Below are 15,007 nucleotides of genomic sequence, written 5' to 3' on the forward strand. Positions count from 1 at the left end.
GTCTCTTTTTCGACTCAACGCTGTTGAATCAGATGCGCAGTGCGCCATCAACCTCAATGCAGCGGCCGTTGATGTAATCGTTTTCCATGATGAACGTTACCGTGGAAGCGATCTCCTCCGGCTTACCCAGGCGTTTGGCCGGGATGCCGGCAGCAATCTTGTCCAGGGCTTCCGGTTTCATGCTCATAACCATTTCAGTGCCGATGTAGCCCGGAGCAATGGAGGCTGCACGGATACCGTAGCGCGACAGTTCCTTAGCCCAGGTAACGGCCATGGCCTGCACGCCGGCTTTAGTAGCGGTGTAGTTGGTCTGGCCCATGTTTCCGTTGCGGGAGATGGAGGAGATGTTGATGATGCAGCCTTCAACGCCCAGATCGATCATCTTGGCAGCGGCTTCGCGACCGCAAAGGAAGGTACCGGTCAGGTTAACGTCCATCACCAGCTGCCACTGGTCCAGTGTCATCTTCTTGGTGACTTTGCCGGTCTCACGATCGACTTTCAGGAACAGACCATCGCGGGTAATACCGGCATTGTTGACCAGGCCGTTTACCGTTCCAAAATCTGCCACGACGTCATTAAACAATTTCTCGACATCGCCTTCGACGGAAACGTTGCACTCATAAGTGCGGGCTTCAACGCCTTTCTCTGCACAGAGTCCTGCCGTTTCGCTCAGGCCTTCCTGATCCAGATCTACCAGTGCCAGCTTGGCACCTTTGTCAGCCAGTTCCAGCGCCATTGCGCGGCCAAGACCCCGGCCACCGCCGGTGATGACGATCACTTTATCATTTAGTTGCATCGTGGATTACCTTAAAAATCTTTATGGAATTATTATTGTGCATTGCGTCATTGTGCGTATGCAAAATCTATCTCCAACCGCAAATAATGTCCAACCTAAAGCACCAATTGTAAGCAAATTGTCATGAATATATTGTAATAAAACCGGCGAAAGTGCTGGTAAAACAAGGTTAAGTTGCTGAAATCTATCCATAAATCCTTGTCTGGTTTGGGTGGGTGAAAATTGTGCTACTTTAGTCTTGTGTGCTGCACAATTGTGCATGTTGCACGATGAAGCCAATGATGGCGACGCTCAGCCTGGGCAATGGAAGCTGGTATGATGGGCTGGAGTGGTCATGGCCGTGTCGCTGGAGAGGGCGGTAAAGTGGCTTTTTAGTTGTCAGCAAAGGTAGGATTACCTCAGGCACTTGTAATCAGAGGTTGTTAATGCGCTTTCTTTTTTTGTTATTCATCATTGTTCCTATTATTGAGATAACCGTACTTCTGAAGGTAGGTGAGCTGATCGGTGGCTGGTATACCGTGGGGCTGGTTCTGCTTTCAGCCTTTATCGGCGTCAATATGCTGCGCTATCAGGGGCTTTCTACCCTGGCCCGGGCACAGCAGCGAATGGCGATGGGGGAGATGCCGGGGCAGGAGATGATCGAAGGTATTGTGTTGGCTGTCGGTGGCGCCTTGCTGGTTACTCCGGGATTTGTCACCGATGTGATTGGTTTCAGTTGTCTGATTCCGTTTACCCGCCAGGGCTTTGTCAGGTTACTGATGAGTCGTTTCACCATGGTAACAATGCAGCAAAACCAGAATCCGTTTGGCGCCTCGCCATTTGATGCCCCGGGGGCATCGCCGTTTGATCAGGCAGGCCAGCCGCCTTTCCATGATGATAAGCCTGCAGGCGGCGGAGACGTGATTGACGGCGAGTACAAGCGTAAGGATTAAGTCCCGAATACAGCTCACAGCAGAACAAAAGCGGCGCTGATGCGCCGCTTTTTGTCGTTTTGGGGCAGAAACAAAAAAATCTTAATTTTTTTTAGACTTTAGGTGTTGAAAAGAATTTGGCTGCCCCAACCTATGCAAACATCCGATGAGGCAATGGTCGCCTCCTCTAGTTACCTAAAACAATATGTTTTTCGATCAGATAAGATCAGGAGAATAACCAGATGAAAATTCGTCCGCTTCACGACCGTGTTGTGATTCGCCGCAGCGAAGAGGAAAAAACCACTGCTGCTGGTATCGTTCTGCCAGGTTCTGCTGCAGAAAAGCCAAATCAGGGTGAAGTTGTCGCTGTTGGTCAGGGTCGTGTTAACTCGAACGGTGATGTTCAGCCTCTGACTGTACAAGTGGGTGATAAAGTTCTGTTTGGTCAGTACGCCGGAAGCAACACCGTAAAAGTAGACGGTGAAGAGCTGCTGATCATGAGCGAGAACGAAATCTTTGGTGTACTGGAAGTCTGATTTCCGCTACCCAACTGATTTACTGAACGAATTTAACTGAGTTAAGAATACAGGATTTAGTGACAATGGCTGCTAAAGACGTACGTTTTGGAGATGATGCTCGTCAGGGCATGCTGCGCGGTGTAAACATTCTGGCTGACGCGGTAAAAACCACTCTGGGCCCTAAAGGCCGTAATGTTGTACTGGACAAAGCGTTCGGTGCCCCAACCGTAACTAAAGACGGTGTATCTGTTGCCAAAGAGATCGAACTGGAAGACAAGTTCGAGAACATGGGCGCGCAGATGGTTAAGGAAGTTGCTTCCCAGGCTAACGATGTAGCCGGTGACGGTACTACGACTGCAACTGTACTGGCTCAGGCGATCGTTAACGAAGGCCTGAAATCTGTTGCTGCCGGCATGAACCCAATGGATCTGAAACGCGGTATTGACAAAGCTGCTGCTGCAGTTGTTGCTGAGCTGGCTGAGCTGGCGGTGCCTTGTACTGATTCTAAAGCGATCGCTCAGGTAGGTACTATCTCTGCGAACTCTGATGAGCAGGTTGGCGAAATCATCGCAGAAGCGATGTCCAAAGTCGGTAAAGAAGGTGTTATCACCGTAGAAGAAGGTTCCGGCCTGGAAAACGAACTGTCTGTTGTAGAAGGCATGCAGTTCGACCGCGGTTACCTGTCTCCTTACTTCATCAACAACCAGGACAACATGAGCGCTGAAGTCGAGCAGCCATTCATTCTGCTGGTTGATAAGAAGATCTCTAACATCCGTGATCTGCTGCCTATCCTGGAGCAGGTTGCCAAGTCTTCCCGTCCTCTGCTGATCATTGCTGAAGACGTTGAAGGCGAAGCGCTGGCTACTCTGGTAGTGAACAACATGCGCGGTATCGTTAAGGTAGCAGCAGTTAAGGCTCCTGGCTTCGGAGATCGTCGTAAGGCGATGCTGGAAGACATCGCTATCCTGACTGGCGGTACTGTTATCTCTGAAGAAGTTGGTCTGAACCTGGAAACTGCGACTCTGGAGCAGCTGGGTCAGGCGAAGCGTGTTTCTATCACTAAAGAAAACACCACCATCGTTGATGGCGTTGGCGCTGCTGACACTATCGAAGCACGCGTTAACCAGATCCGTGCGCAGATGGAAGAAACAACTTCTGACTACGACCGCGAAAAACTGCAGGAGCGCGTTGCTAAGCTGGCAGGCGGTGTTGCAGTCATCAAAGTTGGTGCTGCGACTGAAGTAGAGATGAAAGAGAAGAAAGCTCGCGTAGAAGACGCGCTGCACGCTACCCGCGCCGCTGTTGAAGAAGGCGTTGTTGCTGGTGGTGGTGTTGCCCTGATCCGCGCGCTGAGCAAGGTTGCCGGTCTGGAAGGTGCTAACCATGACCAGACTGTTGGTATCGAGCTGGCTCTGCGCGCTATGGAAGCGCCAATGCGTCAGATCGTTGGCAACGCTGGCGACGAAGGTTCCGTTGTCGTATCTAAGGTACGTGAAGGCGAAGGCGCTTTCGGTTACAACGCCGGTACTGGCGAATACGGCGATATGCTGGAAATGGGTATCCTGGACCCAGCTAAAGTAACCCGTTCTGCTCTGCAGGCTGCTGCTTCTGTTGCTGGTCTGATGATCACGACTGAAGCGATGGTTGCTGACAAGCCTGCTGAAGCCGGTGCTGGCGCTGGTATGCCAGACATGGGCGGCATGGGCGGCATGGGTGGCATGGGCGGCATGATGTAATATCAAGCCGGTCATTCGGGAGGTAGCTGCTATGGCTGGCTGTTTCCCGCCGACCTTGCCGGCAGAATAGCGATTTAGTTATTCTGCATGAATGAGAGGGCTTAGGCCCTCTCATTTCGTTTGTTGCTCTGGCCGTATCTGATTAGTGCACTGAAGAATAGTCAGCCTGATACGACATTTAGTATTCTCCGCTTACCGCTTACCGCTTACCGCTTACCGCATCCCTGATGCTCGGCAGAATCTCTGCTCTATTCCCGAAATCTGATAATCGTTGCTTATCGGCAAAAGAAATTTTATAAAAAGTTTAATTTTTTTGGCTAAATAAGTGCCTTGAAAAACATCTCTGCGACTTTATATATTTTGTAACAGCAGGTCTCTTCGAGAATGCTGGATTGTCTGATTTTATTTTATATTGCTTCTTTTGGAGGATATACCATGAACTCAATCGATCTGACCCCACTGTATCGCAGTAGTATTGGCTATGACCGTCTGGCCTCTTTGCTAAACAGTGCATTAAATACCGATTCTTCTGCAGCGGCTTACCCCCCTTACAATATTGAAGTTCTGGATGAGAGCCGCTACGCAATTACGCTGGCAGTGGCGGGCTTCGAACAGGCTGAGTTAAGCATAAAGATTGAGAAGGGCGTGTTGAGTGTTTCCGGTGATAGGGCAAAAACTGAAGAGCGCAGGTACCTGCATCAGGGGATTGCTAACCGGGCATTTGAGCGTAAGTTCAATCTTGCTGAGCATGTGGAAGTAATCGGAGCGCAGCTGAATAACGGGCTACTCACCATAAACCTGGTGAAAGAGATACCCGAGGCGATGAAGCCTAAAACCATTGCTATCGATCAGGCCCCGAATGCATTGGAGCACAAAGCGGATCATCAGGCTGACGCCACAGACAGCAGCGCGGCCTGACAGCAGCGGGCTGTGGATTACCACAGCCCGCTTTTTTGTAGCAACGGCCGGTGCTTCAGCAGTGCTGCTGACTGCTGAGTCCGCCTCGGTTAGCGGTTTATCTGTCAGGCCGGGACTGTATGGCAGGCGGCGCTAAGAGGGTCATTTGAAGTGCTGTCGCTGGCTTTATACTACAGTCCGGTAAACAGACAGGAAAGGCCGAATAATTACTTTCCTGAAACAATATTAATACCTACCGAGCCTGGCAGGCTCGTATTAATAAGGGAGCGAGTCTATGAAAGGCAGGCTATTAAATGCATGTTTTCTGATGTTGGTTGTTTTATGCAGCCCCTATGCGGCAGCGGTATTGCCGGCTACAGACATATCAGGAAAGCCGTTTCCCTCTTTATCTCCGATGTTAAAGCAGGTGAGTCCTGCTGTCGTAAATATATCTACTTTTTCAAGGCAGCAGTACAGTTATAACCCGCTACTCAATGATCCGTTCTTCCGGCGGTTTTTTAATGTGCCAGAGCAGCGACAGTATTCTCAGCCCTCCAGAAAGAAGCAGCAGAGTGCTGGCTCGGGTGTAATTGTCGATGCGGAAGGTGGCATCGTAATGACTAACTACCATGTTATTAAAGGTGCCGATGAAGTCCAGGTCTCTCTGTATGATGGTCGCAGCTATCAGGCCCAGATTATTGGCGCTGACCCGGAACTCGATATTGCCGTGCTGAGTATTGAAAGTAACGGCCTTGTCGAGGTTGGCATCGCTGATTCCAATAAGCTGGAGGTCGGTGATTTTGTCGTTGCTATAGGTAACCCATTCGGTCTCGGTCAAACAGTGACTACCGGTATCGTCAGTGCGCTGGGACGTAGCGGGCTCGGGATTGAGGGGTACGAAAACTTTATCCAGACTGATGCCTCAATCAATCCGGGCAACTCCGGCGGGGCGCTGGTAAACCTGGCGGGTGAGCTGGTCGGTATTAATACCGCTATTATCGCGCCGTCTGGTGGCAATGTTGGGATCGGCTTCGCAATTCCGATTAACATGGCCCGGGCCAGTATGCAGCAGATCCTGAAGCACGGAGAGGTGCGCAGGGGCCAGATTGGTATCGGTATTCAGGAAATCACGCCGGACCTTCGCCGGGCCTTTAACCTCAGCAATGGCCAGACCGGGGTCTTGGTGAGCAATGTTGCCCAGAGCTCGCCGGCAGCAGATGCCGGGTTACAGTCCGGGGACATTATATTATCAGTTGATGGGCAGTCCGTTTCCTCTTCAGGGCAGTTGCGCAGCCTGATCGGCATCAAGGCGGTTGGGGAGCCGGTTACGCTGCTACTGCTGCGTGACGGTAAAAAACTGACCCGCCAGGTCAAGGTGGCTGAGCCACAGGCGTCTGCAGCTGCAAACGGCTACCTGCATGGGCTGCTTGAAGGCGTGGGTTTTGACAACGCTGCCAACAAGCAGGGGGTAGTCGTAAGCAACCTGGCACCGAACTCCGCAGCTGCTTTTCACGGTCTGCGTCCGGGAGACCTTATCGTGGCGGCTAACCGGCGCAGGGTTTATGACCTGGAGTCATTCCGCAAGGCGTTGCAGCGCAGCCCGAATTCGGTGTTGTTGCGGGTTGAGCGCGGCGGAGGCTCGTTCTTTGTGGTTATACGCTGATCGAATGAAGCGCTGTTTCGGTTGCAGTCTGCCGCTTCTTTTCGCACCTCCTGTCTGTGCTCCTGAGGGCGCTTTAACACCAGGCGTTGCCTGATCGACGGTAGCTTCCCGCTTGCGCGAGGGGAGGCTGCCGGGCGTGAAATATCACTGCGCGCTGATCTTTCTATATTTATTTTTACTGCCGCATTCTATTGCCTCTGCTCTGCAGGCCCCATATAGCGGGCCTTTTTTCTGCCTATACGCTCTGCGTATAGGCTCTTACGGAATTCCGATTGGTGTCTTTCTGGGCATCTATTAGTCTGATATCTCACCCTTGAGTGAAATCTCAAATCTAAAAAGAACAAACAAGAGACACCTGAAATGAACAAGACTGCTTCGCTTCTGGCTGGTGCTGTACTGAGTATGGGACTGGTTGCTGCTTCCCAGGCCGCTACGCTGAAAATGGCCTATGACGCTGACCCTGTATCCCTCGATCCCCATGAGCAGCTTTCCGGTGCTACTCTGCAGCTTTCCCACATGACTTTTGACCCGCTGGTACGCTGGGGACAGAATCTCAATATCGAACCACGTCTGGCTTCTTCCTGGGAGCGGGTTGATGATCTGACCATGCGTTTCCATCTGCGTGAAGGGGTTAAGTTCCACAGTGGAAATCCGTTTACCGCCAAAGATGTCGCTTTTACCTTCAACCGTCTGCGCGACTCTGCCGACTTCAAGGCGATCTTTGCTCCGTTCAAGGAGATCAAGGTTGTTGATGAACACACCGTTGACCTGGTGACCAACGAGCCGTTTCCGCTGGTATTGAATAACGCCACCTACCTGTTCCCGATGGACAGCAAGTTTTACAGCGGTGAAGATGCTAACGGTAAGCCGAAGGATCTGCTGGTTAAGCACGGTAACTCCTTTGCCTCCCGCAACCTGTCCGGTACCGGTCCTTACACCGTCACCTCCCGTGAGCAGGGTGTGAAGATGGAGTTCACCCGTAATATGGATTACTGGGACAAGCAATCTCCGGGCAATGTTAACAACATCGTGCTGACGCCAATTAAGGAAGCGCCAACCCGCGTTGCCGCACTGCTGTCCGGCGATGTGGACTTTATCGCGCCGGTACCGCCAACCGACCACAAGCGTATCGACCGCTCAGGCAAGGTGGAGCTGGTGACGATGGGTGGTACCCGTATCATCACTTTCCAGATGAACCAGAGCCGTGTTGAAGCCTTCAAGGATGTACGCGTGCGTCAGGCGATTGTTCATGCGATCAACCAGGAAGGTATCGTCAAGAAGATCATGAAAGGCTTCGCGACCCCGGCTGCCCAGTTCTCTCCGAAAGGCTACCTGGGTCACAATGACTCCCTCAAGCCGCGCTACGACCTGAAGAAAGCTAAGCAGCTGATGAAGGAGGCGGGCTACGAGAATGGCTTTACCGTTACGATGATGGCTCCGAACAACCGTTATGTGAACGATGCCAAGATTGCTCAGGCAGTTGCTTCCATGCTGTCCAAGATCAACATCAAGGTCGACCTCAAGACCATGCCGAAAGCACAGTACTGGCCTGAGTTCGACAAGCAGTCTGCTGACCTGATGATGATCGGCTGGCATGCAGACACTGAGGACTCCAACAACTTCTACGAGTTCCTCTCTACCTGCCGTAACAAAGACACCGGTGCTGGCCAGTACAACAGCGGTGAATACTGCAACACTGCTGTGGATAAGATGGTGGCCGAGGCGAACGCTGAGACCGACCAGGAAAAACGCGCTGCACTGATGCAGAAGATCGAAAAAACTATCTACGACGACGCGGGCTTCGTACCACTGCACTGGCAGAACCTGGCCTGGGCCGCACGTAAGAACGTTGAGATCCAGCCGGTTGTAAACGTGATGAACTTCCCATATCTGGGAGACCTGGTGGTTAAAGACTGATCACCCTGGAGTCCGGATGGATTGGATGATTCCCGGACTCCGGCTCTCTTTCTCAATGCAGGTTTAAATTGGGTTACCTTGGCGGTCGGCACCAGCCGGTGCGACCGCCTTTTTTAACCTGCAGAACCGTGCTTCCCTGTGCCCGTTACCTTAGAGTGTCTCCCCTGAATAGGCGGTGACGGCTTTGCCGAGGGTAGCCGGCAGCGATAATAATTTTAAGAAACAGAGTAATCCGGCAGGGAAATCCGGATCTACACAAGGCTGAGAAACCATGATTGCTTTTCTGATAAAACGCTTCTTTCAGGCTGTGGTAGTGATGTTTGTCATCAGTCTGATCAGCTTCTCCATTCAGGATAATCTCGGAGACCCACTGCGTGAGCTGGTTGGCCAGTCGGTCTCGGAAGAGGAACGCCAGGCGCTGCGGGATGAGATGGGGCTGAATGACCCTTTCCTGGTGCAGTATGCCCGCTTTGCTACCAATGCATTGCAGGGTGACCTGGGAACCTCCTATTTCTTTAAGGAACCGGCACTGGATGTAATACTCAATAAGCTGCCGGCAACGCTGGAGCTGGTTATTGGGGCGACCCTGATCATTGTGTTGGTCTCAGTGCCTACCGGTGTGTATTCGGCAATAAAGCCCAACAGTTTCTTCTCCCGGGCGGTGATGGGGATCAGTATCGTCGGCATCTCGGTGCCGGTATTCCTGACCGCAATCGGTCTTATCTATCTGTTCTCGATCGAGCTGGGCTGGATGCCATCCTATGGCCGCGGTGAAACCGTGCCGGTATTCGGCAGCTGGGAGACCGGCTTTGTTACCGGCGATGGCCTGGCACACCTGGTGCTGCCATGCTTTACCCTGGCATCGATCATGCTGCCGCTGTTTATCCGTCTGATCCGTGCCGAGATGATGGAAGTGCTGCAGTCCGAGTATGTGAAGTTTGCCTGGGCCAAGGGGATCTCCCCGACCCGGATCTATTTCCTGCATGCGCTGAAGAACACCATGCTGCCCGTGATCACCGTAGGTGGCGTACAGATTGGCACCATGGTGGCCTATACCATCCTGACTGAAACGGTATTCCAGTGGCCGGGTATGGGCTTCCTGTTCCTGGAAGCGGTTAACCGCGTTGATACGCCGCTGATTGTGGCCTATCTGATCGTTGTCGGCGCCATCTTCGTGATCACCAATACGCTGGTCGATCTGATCTATGGTCTGGTGAATCCAACAGTCAAACTGGCAGGTAAGTAGTGATGAGCAATCAGATTCTTGAAGCGGCTCCCGCTGCGCCGACGACCTGGCAGCGGATAAAGGACAGTCACCTGTGGCACAGCTTCAGCCGCGACCGCGTTGCCCAGTTCAGCCTGGCCGTGTTCCTCAGCTTTGTGGTGATGGCACTGTTTGCACCGGCGATTGCGCCGTTTGATCCATATGACGTGTCTCAGATCGATATCCTCGACTCCGAGATTCCGCCCAGCTGGAACGAAGATGAAGGTGATGCACGCTTCTGGCTCGGTACCGATGCCCAGGGACGTGATCTCTGGTCAACTATACTCTATGGCACCCGTACCTCATTGCTGATCGGTCTGGCGGCCGTCGCCCTGCAGGCGCTGTTGGGTATCTGCATGGGCCTGATGGCCGGTTACTTCGGTGGCCGGATCGACAGCCTGCTGATGCGACTGGCCGACGTGCAGCTCTCTTTCTCGACCATGATGGTGGCGATCGTAGTGCTGGCGGTATTCCAGGCCACTTTCGGTACCGAACTGTATCAGGAGCTGGCGATGTTTATGCTGATCATGGTGATCGGTATCGCCGAGTGGCCGCAATACGCCCGCACCATCCGTGCCTCGGTACTGGCTGAGAAGAAGAAAGAGTATGTGGATGCTGCCCGGGTGATGGGGCTGCGTTCGCCACGGATTATGTTCCGTCATATCCTGCCCAATACACTTTCGCCGATCCTGGTTATCTCCACGGTGCAGGTGGCCAATGCCATCATCTCCGAGGCCTCGCTCTCCTTCCTCGGGCTGGGTATGCCGGTGTCGGAGCCATCACTGGGCTCGCTGATCTCCAGTGGCTTTGAGTATATCTTCTCCGGCTCCTGGTGGATCACGGTGATTCCGGGTGCTGTGCTGATCAGCCTGGTGCTGGTGATGAACCTGCTGGGTGACTGGCTGCGTGACGTACTCAACCCGAAACTCTACAAGGGGTAATAACGATGGCTTTGTTAGAAGTAAAAGACCTCGAAGTAGGTTTCGGCCTGCGCAGCGGTGAAGTTAAGGCGCTGCGAAATATCAGTTTCTCCCTCGAACGCGGAGAGCGCCTGGGAGTGGTGGGCGAATCCGGTGCCGGTAAGTCGGTACTGGGCTTTGCCATCCTCAACCTGTTGTCCCGTCCGGGTTATATTTCCAATGGCGAGATCAGTTTCGAGGGTAAGAACCTGGCTGATCTGTCGGCGGCAGAACTGCGTTCGGTCAGGGGTAACCGCATCTCGATGATCTTCCAGGATCCGATGATGACCCTGAACCCGGTACTGACTATCGGTGAGCAGATGGTGGAATGCCTGCTGGCCCATCATAAGATCAGTAAACAGGATGCCCGCAAGATCGCCCTGCAGAAGCTGCAGCAGGTGTATATCCCGTCGCCGGAAACCCGTCTGGATCAGTATCCTCACGAACTGTCCGGCGGTATGCGCCAGCGTATCGTGATCGCCATCGGCCTGCTGATGGACCCGGATATCATTATCGCCGACGAACCGACCACCGCACTGGATGTGACCATTCAGGCGGAAATCATGGAGCTGATGCTGGAGCTGTGTGAACGTAACAACGTGGCACTGATCCTGATCACCCATGATCTGGGGGTTGTCTCCCAGGTAACACAGAAGACCATCGTGATGTACGCCGGCCGTATTATTGAGCAGGGGCCGACCAAAGAGATCATCAACGATGCCCAGCATCCTTATACCCAGGGTCTGATGAACGCACTGCCACAGATGGGCATCCCGGGCCAGCGCCTGAATCAGATCCGTGGTTCGATGCCTCCGCTGCAGCGCATCCCGACCGGTTGCGCCTTCAATCCGCGCTGTAACTATGTAATGGAAAGCTGCAAACACAACCTGCCGGAGTTTACCCAGTCCGGAGGCTGTCAGGTGGCCTGTCATATGGTGGCGGAGATGAAACGAGAAGAACAGGCGGCGCGTCTGCAGTCGCAGGAGGTAGGACAGGAATGAATAACATGACTGAACAGCATTCTGTGACGGCTGCCGAGGCCGCCGTAACGCAAAACAGCGAAACCGCACAGGAAAGCCTGGTACAGATCGATGACCTGTATAAGAAGTTTTCTATCTCCGGTGATTTCCTCGACCAGCTCAAGTTCAAGGGCGGCAAGCTGGTGCGTGAACAGGAGCATGTGCACGCCATCAACGGCGTCAGCCTCGAAGTGATGCGCGGCGAAGCACTCTGCGTGGTGGGAGAATCCGGTTGTGGTAAATCCACCGTAGCGCGTACCGTGATGGGGCTGCTGAAACCCTCCGCAGGTTCAGTCAGCTATCAGGGAGAGCGTATCGATAACCTGAATGATCGCCAGCTGATGCCCTATCGCCGCAAGATGCAGATGATCTTCCAGAACCCTTATGCCTCGCTGAATCCGCGTATGACCATTCAGGAAACCCTGATGGAGCCGGTGGCACTGCATAACCCGAACTGGAACGCCACCGAAGTACGCGACAAGGTGCATGAAGTGATGTTCTCGGTCGGTATCGATCCGAGCTGGGGCGAGCGTTACTCCCATGAGTTCTCCGGTGGTCAGCGTCAGCGTATCAGTATCGCCCGCGCCCTGGCGGTCGATCCGGAGTTTATCGTTGCCGATGAGCCGATCTCGGCACTGGACGTATCGATACAGGCGCAGGTGCTTAATCTGCTGATGGACGCCCAGGAACAGCGTAACCTGACCTACCTGTTTATTACCCATGACCTGTCGGTGGTCGAGCACTTTGGTACCCGGGTGGCGGTGATGTATCTCGGTACTTTATGCGAACTGGCACCGACCCGAACCCTGTTTGCCAAACCTCGACACCCCTATACTCAGGCACTGATGTCAGCGATTCCGCGACTGGAGGATGACCGCCCGCAGCATATTAAGCTGACCGGCGAAGTGCCGACCCCGGTTAACCTGCCGTCCGGTTGTGTTTTCCACGGCCGTTGCCCTTACGCCAACGACCGCTGCAAACAGCAGATACCGCAGCTGATCACCACCGATGAAGGTGGCCAGGTTGCCTGCCATGCGGTGGAAGAGGGGCGCATCTAGAGAACAGCGGCAAGTGAGAAGCCAGCAGCTGAAAGCAAAGCGGACAGCCTGGTCACTTGCCCTGAACTGATAACTTTCTGCTTGGAGCTTAAAGCTATTGTCTTGCAGCTCCGAGCGTAGCGAGGATTTTATGCTGAAGATCAGCAGTGGTTTTGATGCCGGTAACATCGAAGTGCTCGACGCCGGGCGTAGCGACGATATCCAGCTGGCGATTCGTAAGGATAACAACTCCGATTTCTTCCAGTGGTTCCATTACCGGGTGCAGGGGGCGATGGATCAGGCGCTGAAGATGCGCCTGTGCAATGCCTCAGAGGCCGCCTATGTGGATGGCTGGGATGATTACCAGGCCGTCGCCTCCTATGACCGCAAGTACTGGTTCCGGGTACCGACCCGCTATGACAACGGCGAGCTGGTGATTGAGCATGAGCCGGAACAGAACAGCATCTACTATGCCTACTTTGCCCCCTACAGCTATGAGCGTCACCTCGACCTGATCGGCTGGGCACAGCAGTCACCGCTGGTTGCCGTAGAGGATCTGGGGACAACCCTGGATGGCCGCGATATGAACCTGCTGCGGATCGGCGAGCCATCGCCGGAGAAAAAGGTGATCTGGCTGACCGCCCGCCAGCATCCGGGTGAAACCATGGCTGAATGGTGCATGGAAGGCTTTCTCGACAGTCTGCTGGATAGTACGAACGCCCAGGCCCGCCGTCTGTTACAGCGAGCGGTGGTCTACGCCGTGCCCAATATGAATCCCGATGGTGCTGCCCGCGGGCATCTGCGAACCAATGCAGTCGGTGCGAATCTAAACCGTGAATGGCAGACGCCGACGCCAGAGCGCAGCCCTGAGGTACTGGTAGTACGTGAGGCGATGGAGCGCAGCGGTGTTGACCTGTTTCTTGACCTGCACGGTGATGAAGCCCTGCCGGTGAACTTTATTGCCGGCCAGCTGGGCGTGCCAACCGCCAGTGAGGCTGTACTGCAACAGGAACACCAGTTTGAGCTGGACCTGATGGCGGCCAGTGCCGATTTCCAGATGGAACGCGGCTACGAGCCTGGCAAGTTTGGCGAAGAGACGATGACGATCGCGGCAAACTGGGTCGGCCATCGCTTCGATTGCCCGGCCATGACACTGGAGATGCCGTTCAAGGATCATGACCTGATGCCGGACCCCGAACAGGGCTGGTCTGCCGAGCGCTCCATGCGCCTGGGTGAGGCGTTGCTGTTCCCGTTGACGCGCTGGCTGGAACCTCAGTGAAACTGATGCCGGTGAACGCCTTTAACCGGCTGGGGGGATAATCCACTATGGAAATTCGCTGGCTGGATGACTTTATCGCCCTGGCGAAGACCCGTCATTTTTCGCGTGCGGCAGATGACCGCAACGTGACACAGCCGACCCTGAGCCGGCGTATCAAGCTGTTGGAAGATGAGATGGGGGTTACCCTGATCGACCGCAACAGCCTGCCACTGGCGCTAACCCCGGCCGGGGAGGTTTTTCTGGCCGGGGCAGAGCAGATCTCCCGGATTGCCAGGGAGACCAAGGCCCGCTGTGGTGAAATCCGTGAAAGTGAGGCCAACACCCTCAGTTTCGCCACCACCCAGACGCTCTATCTCAGCCTCTACCGCAGCTGGCTGCAGCCGCTGTCCGAGGCGCAAGGCATTGCTGTCGAGCTGAACCTTAATTCCACCGCCTGGGTCGGGGCCGATTTCGTCAGTGCCCTGCATCAGGGGCAGTGCGACCTGGCCCTGTTTTTCTGGCACCCGGCGATGGAAGCGATCCGCGAACTGGACGAAGACCGCTTCGAACACCTGGTTATCGGCCATGAAACACTGGTGCCGGTGTCCGCGCTGGATGATTCCGGCCAGCCGTTGTACCGCTTGCCGGGTGAGCACAAGACTCCGCTGCCCTATATCGGTTACAACGATGCCTCATTCCTGCGCCCGGTGATCGCCCAGAACCTGCAACAGCAGCTGGTGCCTCCGAACCTAATCACCATGAACGAGAATGTACACTCGGTCAGCGTGAAGGCCATGATCAAAGAGGGCTTTGGTTTTGGCTGGGTGCCGCGTCGGTTGGTGGAAGACAGCCTTAGCTATAACTCACTGGCACTGGCCGGAGGCAGTGAGTGGAATATTCCGCTGCAGATCCGCCTTTTCCGGGCCAGAGACAATACACATCCGAACCTGCAGGCGCTGTGGCAGTTGCTACAGGCTGAGGCGCTCAACAGTGGCGCTAATCCCCAGCTGCAGTCTGAAAAATAATAAGAGG

The 15,007-nt window shown here is 54.2% G+C and carries 13 protein-coding genes; 12 read left to right on the top strand and 1 reads right to left on the bottom strand.

What is annotated here, in order from left to right:
• Positions 1-28 precede the first annotated feature (28 nt).
• Positions 29-796 (bottom strand): SDR family oxidoreductase, encoded by a 768-nt coding sequence (locus tag Q354_RS0121185; RefSeq protein ID WP_027859352.1) that lies wholly within the window; start codon positions 794-796, stop codon positions 29-31.
• 425 nt (positions 797-1,221) lie between these two features.
• Between Q354_RS0121185 and Q354_RS0121190 the strand changes: the two genes are divergently transcribed.
• From Q354_RS0121190 to Q354_RS0121245, 12 genes are all read left to right on the top strand, one after another.
• Positions 1,222-1,728, top strand: coding sequence for an FxsA family protein (locus Q354_RS0121190; RefSeq protein WP_027859353.1), 507 nt, complete (start codon positions 1,222-1,224; stop codon positions 1,726-1,728).
• Between the two features lie 221 nt (positions 1,729-1,949).
• Entirely contained in the window at positions 1,950-2,243 is a 294-nt protein-coding gene (locus Q354_RS0121195) for a co-chaperone GroES (RefSeq protein ID WP_027859354.1), read from the top strand.
• Between the two features lie 65 nt (positions 2,244-2,308).
• Positions 2,309-3,961 (top strand): chaperonin GroEL, encoded by a 1,653-nt coding sequence (groL, locus tag Q354_RS0121200; RefSeq protein ID WP_027859355.1) that lies wholly within the window; start codon positions 2,309-2,311, stop codon positions 3,959-3,961.
• 435 nt (positions 3,962-4,396) lie between these two features.
• Positions 4,397-4,879 (top strand): Hsp20 family protein, encoded by a 483-nt coding sequence (locus Q354_RS0121205; RefSeq protein WP_027859356.1) that lies wholly within the window; start codon positions 4,397-4,399, stop codon positions 4,877-4,879.
• Between the two features lie 394 nt (positions 4,880-5,273).
• Positions 5,274-6,521, top strand: coding sequence for a DegQ family serine endoprotease (locus Q354_RS0121210; RefSeq protein WP_322786158.1), 1,248 nt, complete (start codon positions 5,274-5,276; stop codon positions 6,519-6,521).
• A 360-nt stretch (positions 6,522-6,881) separates the two neighbouring features.
• Positions 6,882-8,438 carry an ABC transporter substrate-binding protein gene (locus Q354_RS0121215; RefSeq protein ID WP_027859358.1) on the top strand — a complete coding sequence of 519 codons (1,557 nt, stop codon included), beginning with the start codon at positions 6,882-6,884 and terminating at the stop codon, positions 8,436-8,438.
• Positions 8,439-8,709: 271 nt separating this feature from the next.
• Positions 8,710-9,684, top strand: coding sequence for an ABC transporter permease (locus Q354_RS0121220; RefSeq protein ID WP_027859359.1), 975 nt, complete (start codon positions 8,710-8,712; stop codon positions 9,682-9,684).
• Between the two features lie 2 nt (positions 9,685-9,686).
• Complete coding sequence (locus tag Q354_RS0121225; protein ID WP_027859360.1) at positions 9,687-10,643, top strand: ABC transporter permease; 957 nt, start codon at positions 9,687-9,689, stop codon at positions 10,641-10,643.
• Between the two features lie 5 nt (positions 10,644-10,648).
• Positions 10,649-11,662, top strand: a complete 1,014-nt coding sequence (locus Q354_RS0121230; RefSeq protein ID WP_027859361.1) for an ABC transporter ATP-binding protein — start codon at positions 10,649-10,651, stop codon at positions 11,660-11,662.
• A gap of 5 nt (positions 11,663-11,667) precedes the next feature.
• Positions 11,668-12,738 carry an ABC transporter ATP-binding protein gene (locus Q354_RS0121235; RefSeq protein WP_156948448.1) on the top strand — a complete coding sequence of 357 codons (1,071 nt, stop codon included), beginning with the start codon at positions 11,668-11,670 and terminating at the stop codon, positions 12,736-12,738.
• A 130-nt stretch (positions 12,739-12,868) separates the two neighbouring features.
• The gene (locus Q354_RS0121240) at positions 12,869-13,996 is read left to right on the top strand and encodes a M14 family metallopeptidase (protein WP_027859363.1); all 1,128 of its coding nucleotides are present in this window, start codon (positions 12,869-12,871) and stop codon (positions 13,994-13,996) included.
• Between the two features lie 47 nt (positions 13,997-14,043).
• Positions 14,044-15,000, top strand: a complete 957-nt coding sequence (locus Q354_RS0121245) for a LysR family transcriptional regulator (RefSeq protein WP_027859364.1) — start codon at positions 14,044-14,046, stop codon at positions 14,998-15,000.
• Positions 15,001-15,007: the final 7 nt, after the last annotated feature.

The organism is Marinobacterium jannaschii DSM 6295 (genome assembly GCF_000620085.1).
Taxonomy (GTDB): Bacteria; Pseudomonadota; Gammaproteobacteria; order Pseudomonadales; family Balneatricaceae; genus Pontibacterium; species Pontibacterium jannaschii.